Annotated in this window: 15 protein-coding genes and 2 pseudogenes; 11 read left to right on the top strand and 6 right to left on the bottom strand. The window is 67.4% G+C overall.

The window, feature by feature from the left end; genetic code table 11:
- Positions 1-473: 473 nt before the first annotated feature.
- The gene (locus VJT49_RS20915) at positions 474-2,486 is read right to left on the bottom strand and encodes an FAD-dependent oxidoreductase (protein ID WP_324166557.1); all 2,013 of its coding nucleotides are present in this window, start codon (positions 2,484-2,486) and stop codon (positions 474-476) included.
- 160 nt (positions 2,487-2,646) lie between these two features.
- On the opposite strand from VJT49_RS20915, the pseudogene VJT49_RS35360 reads away from it, so the two are divergent.
- The 4 genes and pseudogenes from VJT49_RS35360 to VJT49_RS20900 all read left to right on the top strand — a co-directional run.
- Positions 2,647-2,841 (top strand): annotated as a pseudogene (locus tag VJT49_RS35360) (helix-turn-helix domain-containing protein); the annotation flags it as partial.
- A 309-nt stretch (positions 2,842-3,150) separates the two neighbouring features.
- Complete coding sequence (locus VJT49_RS20910) at positions 3,151-4,212, top strand: GntR family transcriptional regulator (protein WP_324166556.1); 1,062 nt, start codon at positions 3,151-3,153, stop codon at positions 4,210-4,212.
- Between the two features lie 183 nt (positions 4,213-4,395).
- Positions 4,396-5,649, top strand: coding sequence for an aromatic ring-hydroxylating dioxygenase subunit alpha (locus VJT49_RS20905; RefSeq protein WP_324166555.1), 1,254 nt, complete (start codon positions 4,396-4,398; stop codon positions 5,647-5,649).
- Positions 5,646-6,734 carry a hybrid-cluster NAD(P)-dependent oxidoreductase gene (locus VJT49_RS20900; RefSeq protein WP_324166554.1) on the top strand — a complete coding sequence of 363 codons (1,089 nt, stop codon included), beginning with the start codon at positions 5,646-5,648 and terminating at the stop codon, positions 6,732-6,734. Before VJT49_RS20905 ends, VJT49_RS20900 begins: the two co-directional genes overlap by 4 nt.
- Before the next feature lie 72 nt (positions 6,735-6,806).
- On the opposite strand, the gene VJT49_RS20895 is transcribed toward VJT49_RS20900, so the two are convergent.
- Positions 6,807-7,589, bottom strand: a complete 783-nt coding sequence (locus VJT49_RS20895) for an IclR family transcriptional regulator (protein WP_324166553.1) — start codon at positions 7,587-7,589, stop codon at positions 6,807-6,809.
- Between the two features lie 214 nt (positions 7,590-7,803).
- On the opposite strand from VJT49_RS20895, the gene VJT49_RS20890 reads away from it, so the two are divergent.
- The 3 genes from VJT49_RS20890 to VJT49_RS20880 are packed head-to-tail and all read left to right on the top strand — an operon-like array spanning position 7,804 to position 10,876.
- On the top strand, positions 7,804-9,051 hold the full coding sequence (locus VJT49_RS20890) for a betaine/proline/choline family ABC transporter ATP-binding protein (protein ID WP_324166552.1): 1,248 nt from the start codon (positions 7,804-7,806) through the stop codon (positions 9,049-9,051).
- A complete protein-coding gene (locus tag VJT49_RS20885; protein WP_324166551.1) occupies positions 9,044-9,949 on the top strand; it encodes a proline/glycine betaine ABC transporter permease in 906 nt (301 codons plus the stop codon). The genes VJT49_RS20890 and VJT49_RS20885 overlap by 8 nt, the downstream gene beginning before the upstream one ends.
- 18 nt (positions 9,950-9,967) lie before the next feature.
- On the top strand, positions 9,968-10,876 hold the full coding sequence (locus VJT49_RS20880) for a glycine betaine ABC transporter substrate-binding protein (protein ID WP_324166550.1): 909 nt from the start codon (positions 9,968-9,970) through the stop codon (positions 10,874-10,876).
- Positions 10,877-11,047: 171 nt separating this feature from the next.
- Here VJT49_RS20880 and VJT49_RS20875 read toward each other — a convergent pair whose 3' ends face one another.
- Positions 11,048-11,290, bottom strand: coding sequence for an alpha/beta hydrolase fold domain-containing protein (locus VJT49_RS20875; RefSeq protein WP_324166549.1), 243 nt, complete (start codon positions 11,288-11,290; stop codon positions 11,048-11,050).
- A gap of 179 nt (positions 11,291-11,469) precedes the next feature.
- Here VJT49_RS20875 and VJT49_RS20870 point away from each other — a divergent pair, with 179 nt between their 5' ends.
- Positions 11,470-11,616, top strand: a complete 147-nt coding sequence (locus VJT49_RS20870) for a hypothetical protein (protein ID WP_324166548.1) — start codon at positions 11,470-11,472, stop codon at positions 11,614-11,616.
- Between the two features lie 220 nt (positions 11,617-11,836).
- On the top strand, positions 11,837-12,913 hold the full coding sequence (locus VJT49_RS20865; RefSeq protein WP_324166547.1) for a sugar ABC transporter substrate-binding protein: 1,077 nt from the start codon (positions 11,837-11,839) through the stop codon (positions 12,911-12,913).
- A 177-nt stretch (positions 12,914-13,090) separates the two neighbouring features.
- On the opposite strand, the gene VJT49_RS20860 is transcribed toward VJT49_RS20865, so the two are convergent.
- On the bottom strand, positions 13,091-13,783 hold the full coding sequence (locus VJT49_RS20860) for an acetate uptake transporter (protein ID WP_324166546.1): 693 nt from the start codon (positions 13,781-13,783) through the stop codon (positions 13,091-13,093).
- 36 nt (positions 13,784-13,819) lie between these two features.
- Positions 13,820-14,836: an alpha/beta fold hydrolase gene (locus tag VJT49_RS20855; protein ID WP_324166545.1), complete on the bottom strand. Its 1,017-nt coding sequence runs from the start codon at positions 14,834-14,836 to the stop codon at positions 13,820-13,822.
- Positions 14,837-14,925: 89 nt separating this feature from the next.
- Between VJT49_RS20855 and VJT49_RS35355 the strand changes: the two are divergent.
- A pseudogene (locus tag VJT49_RS35355) lies at positions 14,926-15,153 on the top strand (transcriptional regulator); the annotation flags it as partial.
- Between the two features lie 28 nt (positions 15,154-15,181).
- Here the strand turns inward: VJT49_RS35355 and lnt are convergent.
- Entirely contained in the window at positions 15,182-16,726 is a 1,545-nt protein-coding gene (gene lnt / locus VJT49_RS20850; RefSeq protein ID WP_324166544.1) for an apolipoprotein N-acyltransferase, read from the bottom strand.
- A 794-nt stretch (positions 16,727-17,520) separates the two neighbouring features.
- Here lnt and fxsT point away from each other — a divergent pair.
- The gene (fxsT, locus tag VJT49_RS20845; RefSeq protein ID WP_324166543.1) at positions 17,521-21,987 is read left to right on the top strand and encodes an FxSxx-COOH system tetratricopeptide repeat protein; all 4,467 of its coding nucleotides are present in this window, start codon (positions 17,521-17,523) and stop codon (positions 21,985-21,987) included.
- The last annotated feature ends 3 nt before the right edge of the window (positions 21,988-21,990 follow it).

Below are 21,990 nucleotides of genomic sequence, written 5' to 3'. Positions count from 1 at the left end.
CCCCGTGCGCTCCGGAATACCGCAACGGGCCGAGCCACGCGACCACTTCTGGTCTATCGGGCCCGACGCGCTCTACAGCGTCTGCACGGAACCAGGCGAACCCGGTATTGGTCAACTGTCCGAGTCCTGGCAGCACATCGAACAACTACTCAAGGACGACAGCGCGGCCATATGGACCTGATCCCCGACGGGGGCGGCGTCTCACGCCGCATCGGCCGATGGCGCACCCTGTTCTGACCCTGTCCGGGCAGCCGATCGACACGCGCACCGCCGTCGCCTGGGCCTTGTGGACGCTCAGACCTCGAGCGGGACCGGGACGCCCGGGCCGAGTACACCGCGCACTGGCCCTGAACCCGGCTGATCCACCGACCCCGTCCCCGCCACCAGAAAACACGGTCAAAAATTCGATCCGAACCCGGCACACCGGCCACGTCGAAAGATCCGGGGCAGGAAATCTTTCTCACCTCCGAGGATCAAATCGCGCTGCACAGGCGGAAGGAATCGAGGACGGCCGCATGGATATTGCGGCTGCTCACCGCGTCACCGACGCGGTAGATGCGGAATTGGCCGTCCCGGTTGTGAACCGATGATTGGGGCGACAGTGCCAGCAGCTCCTTGACATTGATCTCGCCCTGGTTGACCGAGGCGTCCACGAGAGCGTCGTAGATTTCGGTGACGGGCAGGGTTCCGTGCTCGATCACGATCGTGTCGGCGTAGCGTTCGATGGCCCGGCGAGCGCCGTCCACCAGGAAGGTCGCCTTCAGCCGTCCGTCGGCTCGCTCGAGGCGGGTGAGGCGATGCGCGGGGGTCATCGTGACGTCGTGATCGGCCAGCGTCTGCAGGTAGCCGGCCATCGTCAGCGCGCCGACATCGGGCGAGACGGTCCGCTCGGGGGTGACCAATTCGACCGAGGCCGCCGTGGACGCGAGGACCTCGATGGCGTCGAGCGCCTGGTGCCCACCATGGTCGTCGTAGACGAGCACGTCCCCACGGGGCTTGACCGCCCCCGACATGATGTCCCAGGTGTCGATCGCGAGCCTGCTGCCTTCGGCGACTTCGACGTTCGGCAGTCCACCTGTCGCGATCACGATGGTGTCGAAGCCCGCGTGAGCGAGTTCCTCCGGTTCCACGAAGTGGCCGAGCTCGAGATGAACGCCGAGCCGCTTGCACTCGTCGATCCGCCAGTCGACGATTCCGATCAGGTCGCGTCGTCGCGGTGACTTCGCCGCGAGCGCGATCTGGCCGCCCAAACGCGGGTTCGCCTCGAACAGAACAACGTCGTGCCCTCGTTCACCGAGAGTCCGGGCGGCTTCCAGGCCCGCGGGCCCCCCGCCGACGACCGCGACCTTCTTCGGCTCGGCCGCCTTCGCGACTCGATGCGGCAGGCGTAGTTCCCGGCCGGTCGATGGGTTGTGGGCGCAGTAGGCGGACCCGGAGGTGTAGATACCGTCGATGCACATGCTCGCGCCCACGCATGGCCGGATTTGATCCGCCGCTTTGGTGGCCACTTTGTTGGGCAGGTGCGGGTCCGCGATCAACGCTCGCGTCATCCCCACCAGATCGACGAGTCCTTCGGCGATCGCGTACCGCGCGGTCGGCACGTCCCCGATCCTGGCGGCATGCATGACCGGGACATCGACGTTCTTCTTCACCCATCCCGCGAACTCGAGGTGCGGTGCCGCGGGCGTGCCCATCGGGGGAATCACACGGGCCAACTCGGCGTCGGTGTCGAGGAATCCCTTGATCACGCTGATGAAATCGATCCCGGCCGCGGTCAGTGCGTGTGCGATCTTGAGTGCTTCATCGGGCTGAAGACCGTCGGCGCGGCCCTCGTCGAAGGTCATCCGAACACCGATCGCGAAGTCGTCGCCAACAGCGGCACGTATCGAACGGACGACCTGAAGCGGGAAACGCATGCGGTTGTCGAAGGAGCCCCCGTAGGAGTCCTCACGGCGGTTCCGGGCCGGCGTCCAAAAAGCGTCCAGCAGGTGCCCGTAGGCCATGAGTTCGACGCCGTCCAGCCCTCCTTCCTTGCACCTGAGGGCGGCGTCCGCGAAGTCACGGGCAATGCGATCGAGATCCAACCGGTCGGCCGGCCGGGTGAACGCCCGGTGTGCCGATTCGCGGATCGCGCCGACCGACAGGGCGGGAAGCCAGTCGTGGGTGTAGTTGCTGGTGCGATGAGCGAGGTGGGTCAACTGTGTCATGACCGCGGCGCCGTGTTCGTGTACTTCGTCCGAGAGGCGGCGCAGCAGCGGGACCGCCTCGTCCTTGAACAGCTGCAGATTTCCGAAGGCCGGTGCGCTGTCCGGACTGACGATCGCGCTGCCACCGATCATGGTGAGCCCGACCCCACCCTTCGCCTTCTCGACGTGGTAGGCCCGGTACCGGTCGCCGGGCAGTCCGTCCTCGCTGTATGCGGGCTCGTGCGAGGTGCTGACAATCCGGTTGCGAAGCGTGATGTTCTTGAGCGTGAAGGGACTCATCAGAGGGTCTGCGGACTGCATGTGTCTCTCCAGGAACGGCGGGCGGTCGTTTCTGGCAAGCGTGCGGCGGCGTCGGCCGACTCGGAAGTCCCCGCAGCGAAAGTCGGACCGATCGCGAGTCACCGAGTTACACTCTTGACCACCGGTCTCCAGGAGCGAGATGAGCAGTCCGACGCTTGACGACCTGGCACGGGATCCCGACGAGTCGGTACGACTGCGCGCGCGACTCGTACGGGACACGCTGTCGCTCGGCCCGACGCATGCCGCGCGCAAGCACGGCGTCACCAGGCAGACCGCCGCGAAGTGGACCGCTCTTTACCGTGCAGGCGGTACAGAGCGGCTGAGCCGGCCCACCCGACGACGGCGCACGATGGAGCAGGTGCGGCACGCCATTCTCACCGCGCCGCTGTGGATGCCCACCACCAAGTGGTCGAGTCGCTCGATCGCCGAAAGCCTCGCCATCAGCCAGTCATATGTGGCCCGCGCGTGGGAACCCATGAGATCCAGTACGCCGTTGATCGCGGACCTCGCGGCCAAGACCGAGGGGCGTCAACCGCGCCTCCTCGGTCTCCTGGTGACCTCGGAGTATGCCGTCCTCGCCTGTCAACTCAAGGCACCCACGAGACCCGCGGAATCGGCCATACCGGCACATGTCGACCCCGGGATGCGGCGGTCACTGCGCACGGTCCTGGCGTCTGACCTGATCCGCCATCGAATCCCGGAAATCGCACCCACCAACGCGAACTCTTTCTGGGAAAAGGTGGTCAGCGCGGCCGACCCGGACGCAACGGTCATGGCCGTCGCGTCGGAGAAGACGCCAATGCCCGCCGCGGTCGTCGTGCGAAGGGTCTGCCGTAATGTCGACGAGTGGCTCTCGCTCTTCTCCTTGTTTGAAAACTGGGGAACATTCGTCTCGCCCCGCTTACTGCAGGACCTGGAGAACGAAATACGCGAGTGGGCCAGAAATCCCCGCCGGACGTTCGCCTGGGTGGTGTCCACGACGGCCGCGCCGGATAGGGTCCACGGGCTCGGCGCCCGATCGGCGATGTCTCACCCGGGGCCGGAACGAGCCCTCGCCGACGAGATCATCACGGCGATCCGCCAAGGTGTCGCGGACGGCCGGCTCGCGGGCGGTGACCGTATCACGGAACGGTATCTGGCCGGGCAGCTGCGAACGACTCGAGGCCAGGTACGGTCGGCGATGCGCCTGTTGGAGAGGGAAGGGCTGCTCACCATCGCGACCGGACGTGCGGCCGTGGTTCCCATACCGACCACGAACGACGTGGTCGAGACCTACGCCGCCCGACGCTCCCTGGGAGCCCTGGTGATCCGCGCGGCCGTCCGATGGTCGCCGGGTGCCCGCCAGGCGGTGGTTCGTTCCCTTGACGTGCTGGAACAGCATGCCTCGACCGGTGATGTCTACCGAACCAGTGAGGCGGACATCGAATTCCAGAACGCCATCGCCGCGGCTTCCGGGCTTGTGCGAATCGCCCCCATGTTGCAAGTTCTCGCCGAGCATCTGCGAATGTTCATCGCCGTCATGGGGCTTGACTACGCCTACCCGATCGACGCCATCCTGCGGGACAACCGCGCGATTTTTGCCGCCATTGACGACGGTGACGGCGAGGCCGCCGTGGAACTTTGGCGGACAAAGATGAACGATGCCATGGAATACATGCTCGGACAGCTTGCTTTCGCGAAGCAGCGGCCCGCCGGCAAGGCCTGACGGCGGCCGCCGGAGGTCATGACCGCGCCAGCCGGCTCACCTCCGCCTCCTGCCAACCCGAACCTCTTGACGCCGCGGAGCCTCAGGGCTCATCATGTTGTTGCGCATAGCAAAACTGTTTCATAATACGATACAAGTCAAGTGGTCCCAACGGTCGTGATCGATGCCATGCCCGGAGTGAAGATGAAAGTCACGGCACCCGCCGATCCCCTGATCGATCTTGTCGCCAGACGCGCCCCTGGCTACAGCCTGCCTGCCGCGTTCTACACCAGCGCCGAGGTCTTCGACCTCGACATCAAAGCGATCTTCGGCCGGCACTGGTTGTTCGCGGCCGCCGAGGCCGAGCTTCCCGAGCCGGGCGACTACGTGACCGTCACGCTTGGCGGTTACTCGGTGATCCTCGTGCGTGACGACGACCACCACGTGCGCGCCTTTCACAACGTCTGCCGCCACCGCGGCGCGCGCGTCCTCACCGAGGACCGTGGCTCGGTCGGGAACATCGTCTGCGGCTACCACCGTTGGACCTATGGCATGGACGGGGCTCTGCTGCACGCCGAGGCCCAGGCGCCGGGATTCGACCCCTCGTGCTTCGGACTGCGTTCCGTGCACGTGCGCGCCCTCGCCGGCCTCGTGTTCATCTGCCTGGCCGACGAGCCGCCAGCGGACTTCGACGAGATCGCGCCCCGCGTCGAGCCGTACCTCGCCCCGCACCGGCTCGCGACCGCGAAGGTCGCGGCCCAGGTGGATCTCGTCGAGAACGCCAACTGGAAGCTCGTTCTGGAGAACAATCGGGAGTGCTACCACTGCTCGGGTCACCCCGAGCTCTCAGCCTGCTACTTCCCGATCTACGGCTACACCAGGGAGACCGTCCCGCCGACCCTGCAGCCGGCGTGGGATCGCTTCGTCAAGGCCACCGAGAACGCGCGGGCGACCTATTCGGCCCTCCGGTTGCCCTACGAGGCCATCGAGGAGCTCGACAACCGAGCGACCGGGTTCCGCATCGAGCGCGAACCGCTTGATGCGGCAGGAGAGTCGTACACCCTGGACGGGCGTGCCGCCTGCTCCCGGCTGCTGGCCGACTTTCCGACTCCACGGCTGGGGCGCCTGGCCATGCACACCCAGCCCAATGCGTGGTTCCACTTGCTCGCCGACCACGCGGTCACCTTCTCCGTCATCCCGCTCGCACCGGACCGGACGCTCGTCCGCACGACGTGGCTCGTCCATTCCGACGCCGTGGAGGGTGAGGACTACGACGTCGAGCGGCTGACGAAGGTCTGGCGGGCCACCAACGAGCAGGACGCGGCGCTGGTCGCCCGGGCCCACAAGGGAATCGGCAGCCCCGCGTACGTGCCCGGACCATACGGCCCGACCGAGTATCAGGTCGAGGCCTTCGTCAACTGGTACCACAAGCGCCTGAAGGTGTTTCTCGCCCAATGATCGACACTCTTCCGGCCTGGGCTCCCCGCCCGATCTGGGATGACCAGACCGACCCGGTCCTGGTGTGCCGGCACATCCAGCCGCTGACTCCGGACGTCTCGACCTTCGCCTTCGACTGTCTCCAGCCGCGGATGTTCCGGCACGACCCGGGTCAGTTCGTCACGCTGACACTGGATATCGACGGTGCGGCCGTGGAGCGTTGTTACACGATCTCCTCGGCACCGACGCGCCCGTTCCAACTCGCGATCACCGTCAAGCGGGTGCCGGGTGGGCTGGTCTCCAACTGGCTACACGACAACTTGCGTCCCGGCCGCACCGTCGGCGTCCGGGGGCCGCTGGGCCGCTTCTCCTGGGCGCACCACCCCGCCCCGAAGTATCTCTTCCTCTCCGGTGGCAGCGGGATCACGCCGCTCATGACGATGACCCGCACGATGTACGACCTGGGGTACCCGGCCGACGTCGAGTTCGTGCATTGTGCCCGGACACCCGGCGACATCATCTTCCGCGGCGAGTTGGAGCTGATCGCCGCGACTTCGCCGCGCATCCGCGTCACACATGTGTGCGAAAAGGACAGTGCCACCGAGTCCTGGACCGGCCACCGCGGCCGCCTGACCACCGACATGCTGCGCCAGATCGCGCCGGACCTGCTCGAACGAGAGATCTTCATCTGCGGTCCGGCGCCCTACCTGTCCGCTGTCCGGACGATGGTGTCCGATCTCGGTTTCGACCTGGATCATTTCCACCAGGAGAGCTTCGACTTCGCCGCGCCGACGGTCTCGGACATCGACGATGGGCGGCCGGCCGGGTCGCCGGAACAGGACGACGGGTTCACCGTCGAGTTCACCCGTTCCGGCCGGACGATCCCCTGCGAGCGCGGCAGCACGGTCCTTGCCGCGGCGATGAGGGCCGGTGTCAGCCTGCCGGTTTCGTGCGGGGAGGGCCTCTGCGGAACGTGCAAGACGACCCTGGTGTCCGGTTCAGTGGACATGCGGCACAAGGGTGGGATCCGTCCTCGCGAAATCAGCCAGAACAAGATCCTCTTGTGTTGTTCCTGGCCACGGGAGAACCTCGTCGTCGACGCATGACCGCCTCCGGGAAACGCCGGCTCAGCCAAGTCGCCGATGATTTCCTGCGACCGACGAAACCATCGGATGACGTCACCCCCGTTTGGGGTAGCCATTGCGCTGGGAAATCTTCGCGGCTGCCCCTACCACGTGCCCGGCGACAGTCGGAATCGTCTGCTCGTTCACTCGGAAGGTGGGGCCGGAGACGGCCACAGCGGCGACCACCTGGCCATCGAGTGAGCGGATCGGGGCGGCCACGGCGGCCAGTCCGATCTCATGCTCTTCAACGGTGACGGCGTAACCCCGGTCCCGGACCGCTCTCAGCTGCTGCCTGAGCAAGGCCGGTTCGACGACGGTGTGCGGGGTGTAGCGCTCCAGGTCCTCCGTCAAGATCGCGCCGACCTGCTCGGGGGGCATGTTCGCGAGGAACACCTTGCCGGCCGAGGTGGCGTGCATGGGCGTGTGCTGCCCGACCCAGTTGATGGTGGTGACCGCCGAGCTGCCCAGGACCTGATCAATGCTGATCACGTTGCGCCCGTCGTGAATCGCGACGTTTACCGTCTCACCCACTGCCTCGGCGAGCTCACGGCAAACCGGGCGGCTGAGGATGGACAGGTTGTGTTTGTTGGCCGCGCCGGCGGCGAGTTGCACCACGCCGTAGCCGAGCTGATACCGCCCGCGTTCGGCGTGTTGTTCGACGAGTCCCCGCGACTCCAGGGTGGCCAACAGCCGGAACGCGGTCGACTTGTGGACACCGATCTCCGCGGCGATGTCCGTGACGCCGGCCGCTCCGAGGCGCGCCAGCACCTGGAGGATCGAAATCGCACGATCCACCGACTGCACGGACCCGTCCCGCGAAGCGCGACTGTTAACCATATTGAAACAGTACCTTGAGTGAACACCCCGGCAGCCAGTCGCCCGCGAGCGGGCCCCGGTACTGCTCCCGGTACCTCCAAACCCGAACCCACCTCCCTCTGCCCGCGTGCCGATTCGCCGTCCAGTATTGACACTGCGCTATCAATGACGCATCGTACGTCTCACGTAGCAAGACTGTCGCGCAATATGAAACAGACGATCTCATGGAGCGGCGATGACGACCCCCGCGCAGACCGAGCGTCAACCCGTCCGCCCACGGACGTCGGCCGGCGAGCCGGTGATCGAAGCGGCCCGGCTCACCAAGGTGTTCGGCCCATCCCACGAGTCAGCACCCTCCCGCCGCCTTCTGGCGTCGCGGTGGGGCTCGCGGTCCGGGAGCAGGCAAGTGGTGGCCATCGACGACGTGAGCTTCAGCGTCGCGTCCGGTGAGCTCTTCGTGATCATGGGCCTGTCGGGCTCCGGTAAGTCGACGTTGTTGCGGATGCTCAACCGGCTTGTGGAGCCCACCTCCGGCGAGTTGCGCATGGATGGCCGAAACGTGGCGGCGCTGACTGACAGCGAGCTACGCGATCTGCGGAACCGCAAGGTGAACATGGTTTTTCAGCACTTCGCCCTGTTTCCGCACCGCACCGTGCTGGAGAACGCCGCATACGGGTTGCACGTGCGCCGGGTGCCGGCCGCGCAGCGGCTGGAACGCGCCAACTGGGCGTTGCGCACGGTCGGGCTCGCCGACCGTGCCGACGCCTTCCCCGGTGAGCTGTCCGGCGGCATGCGGCAGCGGGTCGGCCTGGCCCGCGCGCTGGCCACCGACGCGGAGATCCTCCTGATGGACGAGCCGTTCAGCGCGCTGGACCCGCTGATCCGCCGGGAGATGCAGGACCTGCTGCTGCGCCTGCAACACGAACTGCGCCGCACCATCGTGTTCGTCACGCATGACCTGAACGAGGCGATGCGGCTGGGGGACCGGATCATGGTGATGCGCGCCGGGCGGGTGGTGCAGACCGGCACCGCCGCGGAGATCCTGTCAGCACCAGCCGACGACTACGTCGCCGACTTCGTGTCCGATGTGGACCGTTCCCGGGTGCTCACCGCGGGCGCGGTGGTCAGAGAGCCGCTGGTGCTGGCGAACGAGGCCGACCATCCGAGGGACGTGTTGCGGTTGCTGGGAAACATCGAGGCGGTCGGCGCGTACGTGGTGGACGGTGACGGGCGGCTGCTCGGCGTCGCCCGGCACGACCTGCTCGCCCGTGCCACGGAGTCGGACTCCTCGCTGCGCGAGTGCCTGTGCGACGAGTACGAACGCGCCACTTCGGACACCCCGCTGTCCGAACTGTTCTCGCTGGTGGACAAGGGAATCGTGCCGCTGGCCGTAATTGACGGGAACGGGAAGCTGCTCGGCGTGCTGCCGCGCGCCGCGATGCTGGCCGCGCTCACCGACCCGAGGAAGGTGGTCCATGCCTAGGATCGACATCGGCGTCTGGGTTGCCAACGCGGTCAACTGGCTCACCGCGCACCTCGGGGCGTTCTTCGACTTCGTCACCTGGGTGATGGTGCACCTGATCAACGGGGTGCTGTTCGTGCTGACCGCCCCGCATCCGTTCGTGGTGACCGGTGTGTTCACGGTGATCGCGTTTTTGGCCCGCCGCTGGGGTTTCGCGGTGTTCACGCTGATCGCCTTCCTGCTGGTGCAGGGCATGGGGCTGTGGACGGACGCGATGCAGTCGCTGGCCGTGGTGGTGGTCGCGTCGATGATCGCCGTGCTGATCGGCGTGCCGGTCGGCATCTGGGCGGCACGCAGCCGGATCGCCAGCGTCGCGGTCCGGCCGGTGCTGGACTTCATGCAGACGCTACCGGTGTTCGTCTACCTGATCCCCGCGGTGTTCTTCTTCGGCATCGGCACGGTTCCCGGCGTGGTGGCGACCACCGTGTTCGCCGTGCCGCCCGCGGTGCGGCTGACCGAGCTGGGCATCCGGCAGGTGGACGCCGAGGTCGTGGAGGCCGCGCGGGCGTTCGGCGCCAAGCCGCGCCAACTGTTGCGCGAGGTGCAGATCCCGCTCGCCCTACCGTCCATTATGGCAGGTGTAAACCAGATGATCATGCTGGCGCTGTCCATGGTGGTGATCGCCGGCATGGTCGGCGCCGGTGGCCTGGGCGCCGTGGTGGTCAAGGGAATCAGCACGCTGGATGTGGGCACCGGCTTCCAGGGCGGGCTGGCCACGGTCTTCCTCGCCATTTTCCTCGACCGGGCGACCAGCGCGTTCGCCCGGCCGAGGCGCCGCCGCGGCGGCCGCCCGCGTGCCGCGACCGCCGCATCCATCGAGGCGGCTCCGGATACCGCGGAACTCTCCACAACAGGTTGAAGACGGGAGTTGGGTGAAATGCGTATATCGCGTCGACGGGCGGGTGTGCTTGTCTCCGCCGGCCTTGCCGTCGCCCTGACGGCCATCACCGGATGCAGCGGGCAGACCGCGACCGTGGGCGGCTCCGGCTCGGGCGACTCGAAGACGATCAGCGTGTCGCTGGTGGCCGGCTGGGACGAGGACACCGCCGCGACCTACCTGTGGAAGGAGATCCTCAGCGAGCACGGCTACACGGTCAACGTGCAGAGCCTGGACATCGCCAGCACCTTCACCGGCGTGGCGAACAAGCAGGTCGACCTGTACTTCGACGCGTGGCTGCCGAACACCCACCAGACCTACTGGGAGAAGTTCGGCGACAAGCTGGAGGTGGAGACCACCTGGTACCAGCCGGCCACCGACGACCTCGCCGTGCCCAGCTACGTCAACGACGTCAATTCCATCGCCGACCTGGCCTCGCGCGCGAGCGAGTTCGGCGGGCAGATCGTCGGGATCGAGGCGGGTTCCGGCCTGATGCGGCTCACCCAGAACAACGTGATGCCCGCCTACGGCCTGAACGGTGAGTACCAGCTGGTCTCCGGCAGCAGCCCGGCGATGCTGGCCGACCTGAAGACCGCGATCGACCAGAAGAAGCCGATCGTGGTGACGCTGTGGCAGCCCCACTGGGCGTTCACCCAGTTCCCGCTCAAGCCGCTGGCCGACCCGAAGGGCGCGTTCGGCCAGCCGGACCAGGTCCAGGTGATCGCCGCCAAGGGGTTCGGCTCCAGCCACCCGGAACTGGCCAGGTGGCTGTCCAAGTTCAAGCTCGACTCCGGCCAGCTGGGCAGCCTGGAACTGCTGATCCGGCAGAAGGGCCAGGGGCACGAGCAGGACGCCGTGAAGGAGTGGATCCAGCAGAACAAGGCGCTGGTGGACAGCTGGACGAGCTGACCCGTGCGCGACCGGACGGGGCGGTCACCGCTGGTGGCCGCCCCGCTCGTCTCCGGGTGGGACGAGGACAGGCTGTTCGCCGCGTGCGCGTCCGCGGCGCGTCGCCACGATTTTCGTCCCGATGGGTCGCACGTGATACGTGGCGCGATTCAGGGTCGGCTTGCGGCGGGCTCAAGGTTGCCCCCCCGCCGACCTGCCGCCGATGACGATCTCCTCGGGGCGGCGTTGTCGTAGGAGGGCCCGATAGGCGGCCAGGCAGTCGTCCCGTGCGGCAGGAAAGGGGTGATCGGGCGGCGTCCGGTAGTCGACCGCCCACACCCTGGCTCCCACCATCGCCGCGGTGCCCGTGGAGACCAGGTGGCACATCTGCCCGCTGCCCACGGTCCAGGCACCGCCGTGGATGTCGAGATACACGCGCCGGTCGTCAGGTGAGACGTCGGCGCGGTGGTGGGAGACCGTCTACGGCAGGGGGCGCGGGGCGGCACATATACAACCCGGGTCATGGCCGATCTCCGCGCGGCGAGCTGTAGGCCGCTCAACGAGTTTACGAGGACGCGGTCGTTGGCAGCGCGTCGGCACAGCTGATGCGACAGGTGACCGCCGAGTGCCGCGGGGCCGTGTGCGCGTTCCAAGAAGCCCACCGCCGGTACCGGGAACTGTCGGTTGAGACCGACGCCGGCGCGCACAGTATCATCGCCTACTACGGCATCACCGGCAATTTTCCCCACCTGCCCCGCTGATCTGATCGGCGGAGATCAGCGCGCGCCGGGCAGCGACGTGTCCTTCGGGCCCTCCACCGTCCGCTTGTTGGCGTGACAGTGCGTTCGCCGTGACGCTCGATCAGCGGCATTGGAATCCATTCATAGGCGGCGAAACATTTTTCCACACAGCTCTCACGGCCGATCGGTGCCAGTAGTAGGATCTCCCGCGAGTAAAGTCACCTCGCGGAGGGAACTGCCGATGGTGCGGCTTGACCGGGATCGAATGCCGGTGCGGTTCGCCGTGGTGACCTCTGTCGTGAGCGGCCTTATCCTGGCCGCGATCTTGAAAGCACTTCGGACCGGCGTCTCGGAAGGCGCCATGGTCGTGTGGTTCGTCCTGGCTTCCGGCAGCGTCGCAGCGATCTCCTGGGCAGCGATCTTAACGATTCGTCTTGTCCGAAGACGCTCGAAGAGAGCTTTTCTGATGACGTCGGCGTTCAGCCAGAAATACTACGTGGCAGCATTCGTACAACGCCTGCACAGCGCGCTCGACCGGAATGCCATCGACCTGGTGCTCAAGGTGCCGGACCGGGACTATGACGCAAGCGCGCAATCCCATCACCTGGGCAGGATCTTCGACAGGCGACATGGCTACATCGGCGGAATCATCATCGCCGGCGAGGTACACCGACTCCGCGACGACCTGACGACGTTCTGCCGGAAATCACGGCTGCCGGTTGTGTTCACCGATCTCGAGCCCTTCGAAAAGGAGTCCGAGTACCCTGAAAACAGTGCGTTCGTTGGCTACGATACGGGCGAACTCGGCGAGTTGGCCGGTAAGTGGCTGGCCAGGCACCTGGATGGAAAGAAACGCCCGCGCGTTCTCATCATCGCCAGCCGAGAGCACAGCAGTCGGCAACAGCGCTGCGAACAAGCCCTGCGCCGCGAATCGCCGGATGCGGTGATCACAACTGTCGACAGCTGCGGCTTCGTGCGTTCTCGTGCCTACGACGCGGTACGCGCCCATATCCGACAACTGGACCTTCGCCAGCGTCTCGACGCGATCTTCTGCACCAACGATGAGATGGCTCTGGGCGCTGTTGATGCCCTGTCGTCGTCCTTGCCGGCCACTCAAGCCACTGTCGTCGTCGGCGTCGACGGAGTGCTGGAAGCCAAAGCTCTGATCGACACCGCCACCAGCTCCCTGCGCGCCACGGTCGTCCAAGACACCCACCGCCTCGCGGTAAGTATCGTCGACCTCTTGGACAAGATGCACCGCGGCCGCACGGTGCCGAAGCGGACAATCCTGAATGCCGAGATATACGAGGCTGGTTGATCCTCGTCCGTCGACCCCGAGCTCTACCAGCAACGCCACGCGCCACGCCGTGGACCGCGGCATCAACCGGCTCTGTGAGCGCCGTGGACACCCGCTACGACCTCGCCGCACGCTCCGAAGCCACCGTCCACATCGCCGCGATCAACGAATGGCTCTGACCGACTTCGATACAGGCCCCTAGCGGGCCGTCCGCCTGCTCGGCCAGACCGGCAACAGGTACCGTCCGCTGACGTCGTTGAGCACCAGGGCTGAGCACAGGTAGAACGCGGCCAAGGAGTCGGCGAGACCCACCCAGCCGCCGGCCTTGGTGAGTGCGACCGCGGCAGGCCCCGACAGGAGGTTGGCGATGCCCAGCAGTACGTAGACCGCGACCAGCAGCACGAATGCGATGAATGCGGGCGCGTTGATCACCCGCGCTCCCACGGCCAGCATCGCGGTGAACAACGCCCAGACGATCAAATAGGCGCCGAACATGCGGCTGAAATTCGCCGGTCCCGCCGTGGTCGAGATCGTCGGTCCGTAGAACTGCAGGATCAGCGCCGTGGTGAGCAGGAAGCAGGCGTACGCCGAGCAGAACGTGGCGCCGAACAGGTTGTTGGCCCGGAACTCCCAGAGCCCGCCGACGAGCATGGCCAGCGCGCCCGTGCCCAATGCGACCGGAACGAACATCGTGGCGGTTCGCATGTCGACGATGCCGGTGTTGGCCAACGACAGGATCGTCAGCGAGAATCCGAATCCGGCCAGCGCCAGCGGTACCCCGCTGGCCGTGGGGGCGTAGCCGGTCGCGGCGGGTTCCCCCACCCGCGGGAGCGGTGGCCCCTGCGGCGCGGCTCCCGGGGGAGCTGGCCGCGCATACTCCGCGCTGGTCATAGTGTTACCTCCTGCGCACGCCAACGCTGTGGTGAATCAGACTTCCGTGCCGAGCAGTTCCTTGAGACCGTCGTCGATGAATCTCGTGTCGTCCGGGTTGAGTCCGCCACCGGCGAAATGGCCCCACGCTCCCGGGATGACTCGCAGTTCGGCGCGGTGCATGTGCTTGACCTCCCACTCGTTGTCCTCGGGCGGGAAATAGAGATCCTGTTTGGCCGGCATGACGATCGCGGGCGCCCGGATCTTCTCGAGTGCGTCCTCCAGGCTGTGGAACCCCGGTGTGCCGCCGATGTCCGCGTTCTGCCAGGTCCACAGCATGGCCAGCAGGTTGTTCGCGTCGCGCTTGAGGAACAGGCCCTCCCAGAAGGACACCAGGAAGTCTTCCAGCGAGGCGTACCCCAGCGGGTCCCGCTCGTAGCTCTTTTCCCGGTAGAACTGCTGGCTGAAACCCCACCCGGCGTAGACCCGCGCCATCGCGCGGAGCCCGATGTCGGGCTGCCTGTCGTACCGGCCGCCCTGGTAGGCGGCGTCCGCGGTGAGCGCCGCCTTGACGCCTTCGAGGAACACGACGTTGTGACGGCTGGTCCTCGCCGAACCGCAGAAGGGCAGTATCCGCTTGACCATGTCCGGAAAGCTGACCGCCCACTGGTAGGTCTGCCCGGCGCCCATGGACCAGCCGGTCACCAGTTCCAGCCGCTCGATGCCGAATCGCTCGGTCACCAGGCGGTGCTGGAACCGCACGTTGTCGTACATGGTCACCCGCGGAAACGACGCGCGATCGTGCGGCGCCGGAGTGTTGCTCGGCGAGGAGGACAGCCCGTTGCCGAGCATGTTGGGAATGATGATGAAGTATCTCGCCGGATCGAGCGCCATCCCCTCGCCGATGAGCCATTCGTTGTCGTAGTGCTGCCCGGAGTACCACGTCGGGTAAACGATCGCATTGCTCTTGCCGGCGTTGAGTTCGCCGTAGGTCTTGAACGCGAGCTTGGTGTCACTGAGTGTGGCACCCTGCCGCAACCGGACGTCACCCAGTTCGAAGATTTCGTAATCCATGAGAGCCTCCCTGCCGACCGCATAGGCCGCGAACGCGGGCTCAACAGCCTCTACGGTACGCCGTTTTCGCGGCGATTTTTCGATTTCGACGGCACCGCGGCGTGGGGCTTGTCGAGGGCTGCCGTTCCAGGCTCGACGGGCTCACCTCCCGGGAAGTCCTCGCGATCTTTGAGACGGGTGCTCCCAGAGCGCTCGCCGAACTCGGGCTCGCCATGGCGGTGTCGGCGGCACATGCCAAGTCCTGGCGATCCTCCCGGCGCCGCCGCGCGAGCAGGCGCAGCATCATCGCGCAGCGGTTCCACGACGCGCCGGGGTGGTCCGCCGGAGTCCGCGCCCTGCTCTCGATCATCGACGCCGACCTCGCGGGCGGCGACGCTCAAGGAGGCCGGGCCGGCGGGGCCCGATGGCTGGACCGAAGTCGCGGAGTGCGCGTGCGGCGCAGAAAAGAGTCGCGGCCGTGGTCACCGTGGTGGCGAGGCCCGGAACCCAGTCGCCCCATCGCACATAGGGTGTCCGCTCCCGGTAGATCGGTGCGGCGACCAGGAACGTCCCGTGCTCGTCAGGCGGAACCCACGCCAGTTGCCTACCCCGTGCGTCGAAGGCGGCGGAGGTCCCGCTCGACTCCACCAGAACGGCGGTCCGGCCGGACTCCACCGCCCGGACCGCCTCGAAAGCGGCCTGCTGCGGTTGGGCCCAGGAGCCGTGGAAGGTGGTGAGGGATCCCTGCACCACCGTCACCTCCGCGCCGCGCCGGACCACTCCGCGGCGCAGATCGGGAAAGATCGACTCGTAGGAGATGAGCGGACCGAGTAGCGTGCCGCTCACGCGGAGCGTCGTCAGATCGTCTCCGGTCGCCCGGTCCACCTTGGCCGCCTCGCTGTTGCGGGCGATCCAGCCGAGCAGCGGCCGCAGGGGGACGTACTCGCCGAAGGGTACGAGTCGCTGTTTGCGGTAGATCGCCACGAGCCCGTCGGAGCGATACTGGTGGGTCGATTTCGTGATGCGTCCGGTGATGTCACGGGCATCGACATTGGCGAGTAGATCGCTGCCCGCGGCTTCGGCCGCTTGGCGCAGTTTGTTCGCGACGTCGGACCGCTGCGCTGGATCGAGACCCACGCTGCTCTGGCCCCAGACCACGACATCCTGGCCCGCCCCGGCAAGACCGTGGGTCAAGCGGAGATGCGCCTCGAGCCCTTCGGTGACCATCCCCGGCTGCACCCCGGCGACCCGCACGAGACCCGTCACCTCCGGCTCGGGACGCAGCAGCCCGTAGCCCACCGCGGCCACGGCGAACACGACGGCGAGTGCGCCGCCGAGCAGCCGCCCTCCTACCGTGGCGTCCGGCATCACCACGCTTGCCAGCCCGGCGTTGACGGCGACCAGAACGAAACCGAGCAGCCACACCCCACCGACCGACGCCACCGCCAGCACCGGGCGCACCTGCCACTGGCTGAGCCCAAGGCATCCCCACCCGCCCCCGAGATGTTTCCACGACCGCGATGCCTCGATCGTCACCCACACCGACGGAAGAACCAGCACGACCAGGCCCACGCGTGCCGGCGCCACCGGGCCTCGCATGAGCGCGCGCGTGGCCACGCCAAACGGGATCCAGAACAGCCCGGCGACCGCGACCGCGGGGACGGCGAACACCCCCAGGTGCGGCAGCAGCCAGTGGTGCAAGGTGAGGAAGAAGCCCACCGCCGCCAACCAGCTCCGCCACGCCGCCTCGCGAGTGGAGCCTGCGCGGGCGAACAGCAGCAGGAGCGGAACCAGCCCGAACCAGGCCAGCCACCAAGCGTTGGCCGCGGGGAACGCCAACGCCAGGGCGCCGCCGAACGGCAGTGCGAGCAGCCGCCCACCCCACCGCCGCGCCCACCCCGCGCCAGGCACACCTGCACCTTACTGCCTGTCCAAGGCACGGCCTGGCGCCACTCCCGTGGTCAGCCGCTCAGCGACCCACTTCGGTCATGACGCTTCCGCGGGAGAGCACGGCTCCCGATACCTGAATACCCGAAACATCAAGGAGCGCACCGTGGCTGACCGCGACGATGAAGCCCGTCACTTCCTTGCCCGCCGCATCCCGGGCGTCACGTCGGGCCCGGTTCGGCGCATGGCGCTACTGTTCCCGCTCGTCCTGGCCGTGCGAGCGCTCGCCGGCGAGCTGTTCTCCTCCCGGCTGGCCGGCTTGCACGGGGCCTGGTCGTGGGGTTGGTTGCCGGCGAGGGGTCGGCCGGTCGACCGGGTGACACGTCCTGGCCCAACTTGACGGTAACATAGAACGTGAGTTCGAATTCAGGATACGGCACTCGCTGAGTCGGCGGAGCGGCGGGCGCTGGTGTTCGGCCGGCCACGGGCTCGTACCCGGGTGAATCCGACACGATCGCGTCGTGCCGAACACCGGTCGCGTTTTGAATTCGATGACGCCGTCGGCGGTCCGGCTTCGAGCTGACGGCCGGTGCGCGTCTCCTTTAGGTGGCGTCGATCAAACAGGAGAAACCCACGGCTACGTTCCGGAGGCCGGTAAAAGGCCGATTTCGTCGACGACGGCACCGGTCGGTGCGGAGCAACCGGGCAGGGTGCACACGGCCTGTTTGGTAACACGGCTCGTTTGGTAACACAGCTCGTTTGGTAACATCGTGGGCACCACGCGTAACAAGAGGGGCGCGGTGGTCGATGATTGGCTGATGAGCCGTGAACTCGAACCACCGTCCAACGCGGTGTCCGGTTCGGTGTCCGGTTCGGTGGTTCAGGCCGGGCACATAACCGGCGTCCACGTGAGCGGACCACCGGGTCGGCTGCCCTACCGGTTCGGCGTGGCGCCGCGACTGGCCGGCGCATTCCAGGACCGTGCTGACCTCGGCGTGCTCAACGAGGTCGGGCCTGACGACGGCGTGTCCACGACGGTCGTGTCCGGCCTGGCTGGGGCCGGCAAGACCCAGGTCGCTGTCGCCGCTGCCGAATGCGCGTGGGCCAATGGTGCGATCGACCTGTTGGTATGGATCAACGCCGCGTCGCGCGACGCGATCATGACGGCGTATGCGGCGTTGATCGCCGACCTGACCGGCATTTCGGACACTGAACCGGAGGTGGGCGCGCGGCGTCTACTGGCCTGGCTGGCCGAGACCTCGGCCCGTTGGTTGGTGGTTCTGGACGATCTACAGGTGCCGTCGGACCTGCGGGGGCTGTGGCCGCCTTCCGCGTCATCCGGTCGGGTGCTGGTGACTACGCGTCGCCGCGATGCCGCGTTGCTCGGCCACCGGCGCCGCTTGGTCGAGGTCGGACTGTTCACCGCCGCGGAGGCGCAGTCGTATCTGCGCTCCGCGCTGGCCGGGGCGCCGGAACTACTCGACGGCGCCAAGGAGCTGGCCGCCGATCTGGGTTATCTCCCGTTGGCGCTGGCCCAGGCCGGGGCTTACCTGCTCGACCGGCACATGTCCTGCGCCGAGTACCGCAGGCGGTTCGCCGACCAACGGTATCGGCTGCCCTACCTGCCCGAGTCGGACGCATTGCCCGACGAGCACCAGGCAACGGTCGCGGCGACCTGGTCGTTGTCGATGGAACGGGCCGACCGGTTATCCCTCGGGGTCGCCCGTCCCTTGTTGGAGATCGCCAGTCTGCTGGACGGCCGCGGCATTCCGCAGGAATTATTCGCGACACACGCGGTGCTCGACCTGCTCACCGACCGCACCGGGCGCACGATCGCAGCTGGCGAGGCACGCGCAGGCCTGGCTGGGTTGGGACGACTGGGCTTGGTCGATCTGAACCAGCATGCCTTCGTCCCGCTGGTGCTGGTGCATCCGCTGGTGCAACGCGCCACCCGCGACAGCCTGCCCGAACCGAGGGTGGCCGAGCTGGCGCGGCTGGCGGCGGACGGGCTGCTGGATCTGTGGCCGGAGATCGAGCGGGACACACCGGTCGGCTCGGTGATGCGCGCGAACGCCTCCTGGCTCAACCGGATCGCCGGAGACGAACTGTGGCGGGATGGAATCCATCCAGTGCTCGTGCGCGCCGGGCGCAGTTTGGGTGAGAGCGGTCAAGCCGCCGACGCGGCCGCTTATTTCGGTCAGCTCGCTGAAACCGCGTATACCCGCACGGGACCGGACCACCTGGGCACCCTCGCGATCCGGGCGGAGTTGGCGACCTGGCGCGGTGAAGCGGGCGACGTCACCGGCGCGGTCGCCGAGCTTGAACGGCTACTCGGTGACCGTTTGCGGGTGTTGGGTCCTGACCACCCCGACACCCTCACCACCCGCAACGCCATTGCCTACTGGCGCGGTGAAGCGGGCGACGTCACCGGCGCGGTCGCCGAGCTTGAACGGCTACTCGGTGACCGTTTGCGGGTGTTGGGTCCTGACCACCCCAACACTCTCACCACGCGCAACAACCTGGCCCAATGGCGCGGCGAGGCAGGCGACCCCGCAGGCGCCGCCGCCGCGCTGGCCGAACTGCTCGCCGATCAGCGTCGCGTGTTGGGTCCTGACCACCCCAACACCCTCACCACGCGCAACAACCTGGCCCAATGGCGCGGCGAGGCAGGCGACCCCGCAGGCGCCGCCGCCGCGCTGGCCGAACTGCTCGCCGATCAGCGTCGCGTGCTGGGTCCTGACCACCCCAACACCCTCACCACCCGACACAACCTGGCCCAATGGCGAGGCAGGGCAGGTGATCCAGCGCAGGCAGTCGCGGAGCTGGAACAACTGCTCCCGCACCAGGTGCGTGTTCTGGGGCCGGACCACCCCGGCACGTACGCCACGCACGCCAGCCTCGCACAATGGCTGGCCTACAACGGGGATTCGCGTCACGCTGCCAACGAACTGGAACGGCTGCTCTCCGGTTCGCGACGCACTTCGGACCCCGGCCACCCCGCGACGCTGGCGATGGTAACCAGCCTTGCCGCTGTATACCGTCAGCTCGGTGACTATCGGCGGGCTCAGGTGCTGGATGCGGAGACCTTCGATCGCCGCCGACAGCGACTGGGCCCCGACCACCCCGACACCCTGCTTTCCGCGACCAACCTCGCTGTCGACCTACGCCACCTCGGTGACTGTCGGCGGGCTCAGGTGCTGGATGCGGAGACCTTCGATCGCCGCCGACAGCGACTGGGCCCCGACCACCCCGACACCCTGCTTTCCGCGACCAACCTGGCTGTCGACCTACGCCAGCTTGGCGAATGCGATCAAGCCCTGGCGCTCGACCGCCAAACCGCCCGCCGAAGGCGGCAGTTGCGGCCAGAGCACCCCGATACCCGGCGCGCGGAGCGAAGCGTGGTCATCCAGGAGACCATCGGTCCACTGGCGATTTTCGTTTCCTATTCGGCACGCGACACACCGGCCGTCGGCGCGATGGTCGACGTGCTGCAGGCGAACGGCATGGTCGTGCGCACCGTGCGGACGTCGGTCGACCCTGGTGTGAAGGTCGGCGAGGCGATCGAACGGGAACTGGACCTGGCCGACGTGGTGCTGGCCGTGCTCACCGACGCCGGTATGCCCAAGGCGCAACAGCGCGAGATCGAGTTGGCGCTGCGCCGCGACGCCCTGGTAATTCCCGTGTTCGTCGGCTCCGTGCCGGGCGAAGTGGCACCGGGGCTGCCCTATGGACTCATTGACCGGCAGGGCATCCGGCTCGACGTGACCACGCCGGAGGCGTTGGACGTCCTCGCCACTGGTGTGCTCCGGGCCGTCGGCGCACGCCGGGAACCGGCCGTGATGTCGCCGACCGGTGTCGAAGTGACCGGGCAGGCGGCTGTGACGGCGATGGTGCGGGACGCGTTCGCCGCCGCGAATCGGCCGCTGCGCGTGGACGACCGCGTGCCGGGGCTACTGTGGCCGGGTCCAGTGTGGATCTCTGACGACGCCGGCCCTGCCGAATTGGACCGGTTCGCACGAAACCTGTCGCACGGGCAGCTCGGCTATTTCGTGCACACGGCCGGCCTGCCGCGCCACGCGCGGATCGCGTTGGACGAGATGCGGCTGAGCGGCACGCCGGTGATCGCGGTCAGCGCGCGGTCGCTACGCGCCGCGCACGCCGACCAGCGCGTCGACGGGTTCCTCACCGAACTCGAACGCGACTATGGCAACCGCGACAACCTGTTCGACACGAAGAACGCGCTGATCAACGAACGATTCCTGTTCGGCCGTGACCTCTTGCTCAACACGATCGGCAGCGCGCTGCGGCGCGACGAGAACGTCCTGATCACCGGCCTGCGCAAGGTGGGTAAGACGAGCCTGCTCAACATCCTGCGCCAGCGCCTGGTCGACCGTCCGGTGTGCTCGGTCGACCTCCAGCGGTTCGACCGGCACCGCGAGGACTGGCCGCGTAGCCTGTTCAGCCTCATGGTGGCCGCCTTCGACAGCTGGGGACGCGCCGAACACAAGGATTGGCCGTTCACACCGTCGTCGCCGGTCACCACGACGGAACTGGAAGCCGCCCTGGACAGCAGGCGGGCTCACCTGCGGTCGCAGGGCAGACCGACCACCAGCCTGGTGGTCATCCTCGACGAGCTGGAGCGGGTCTATCCCTCGCCCGGCGAGGAACATGCGGCGCGGCAATGGGTTCGCGCCAGCGGTGCGCTGCGGACCCTGGCCCAGAGCGACCGGCGTCATGTTGTGATCGTCGGCGCGGACCTGCGCCCCGGCGTCAATCGCGACAACGATCTCGGCCCCGCGGGCACCAACCCGTTCTTCGCGTTCTTCCAGGAAACGCCGGTGACGCTGCTGGATCGCGACGCGGTAGACCGGATGGTGCGTGAGATCGGCCAGGCGATGGCGATCGAGCGGATCAACGGGGACTTCGTCCGTGAGTTGTTCGAGCTGACGGGCGGGCATCCGTCGTTGATTCGCACCATCGCCGCGGAGGCGAGCCGGGGACGCGTGCACAAGCAGGCACTGACCGGGCGCGACCTGGCCAACGGCTTGGACCGCCTGCACAGCGACGATGCGATCGGCTTCTTCCTGCGTAACAACCTGTGGCAGCTCATGACCACCGCGGAACAAGCCGTCGTGCGCAATCTGGCGCTCGGACGGCCGATCCCGGCGTTCGTGCCGACGTCCGCACAGCGCGAGGCCCGCTCGGCGCTACGGGGGCAGGGGCTGATCAGCGACACCGTCCACATCGGACTGCTCCGCACCTGGCTCCGGGACGAGGAGAGCTGACCG

It is taken from the genome of Amycolatopsis sp., from assembly GCF_035276945.1.
Taxonomy (GTDB): Bacteria; Actinomycetota; Actinomycetes; order Mycobacteriales; family Pseudonocardiaceae; genus Amycolatopsis_E.
The sequence above is the reverse complement of the archived record's forward strand: the minus strand, read 5'-3'. Positions and strand labels throughout refer to the sequence as shown.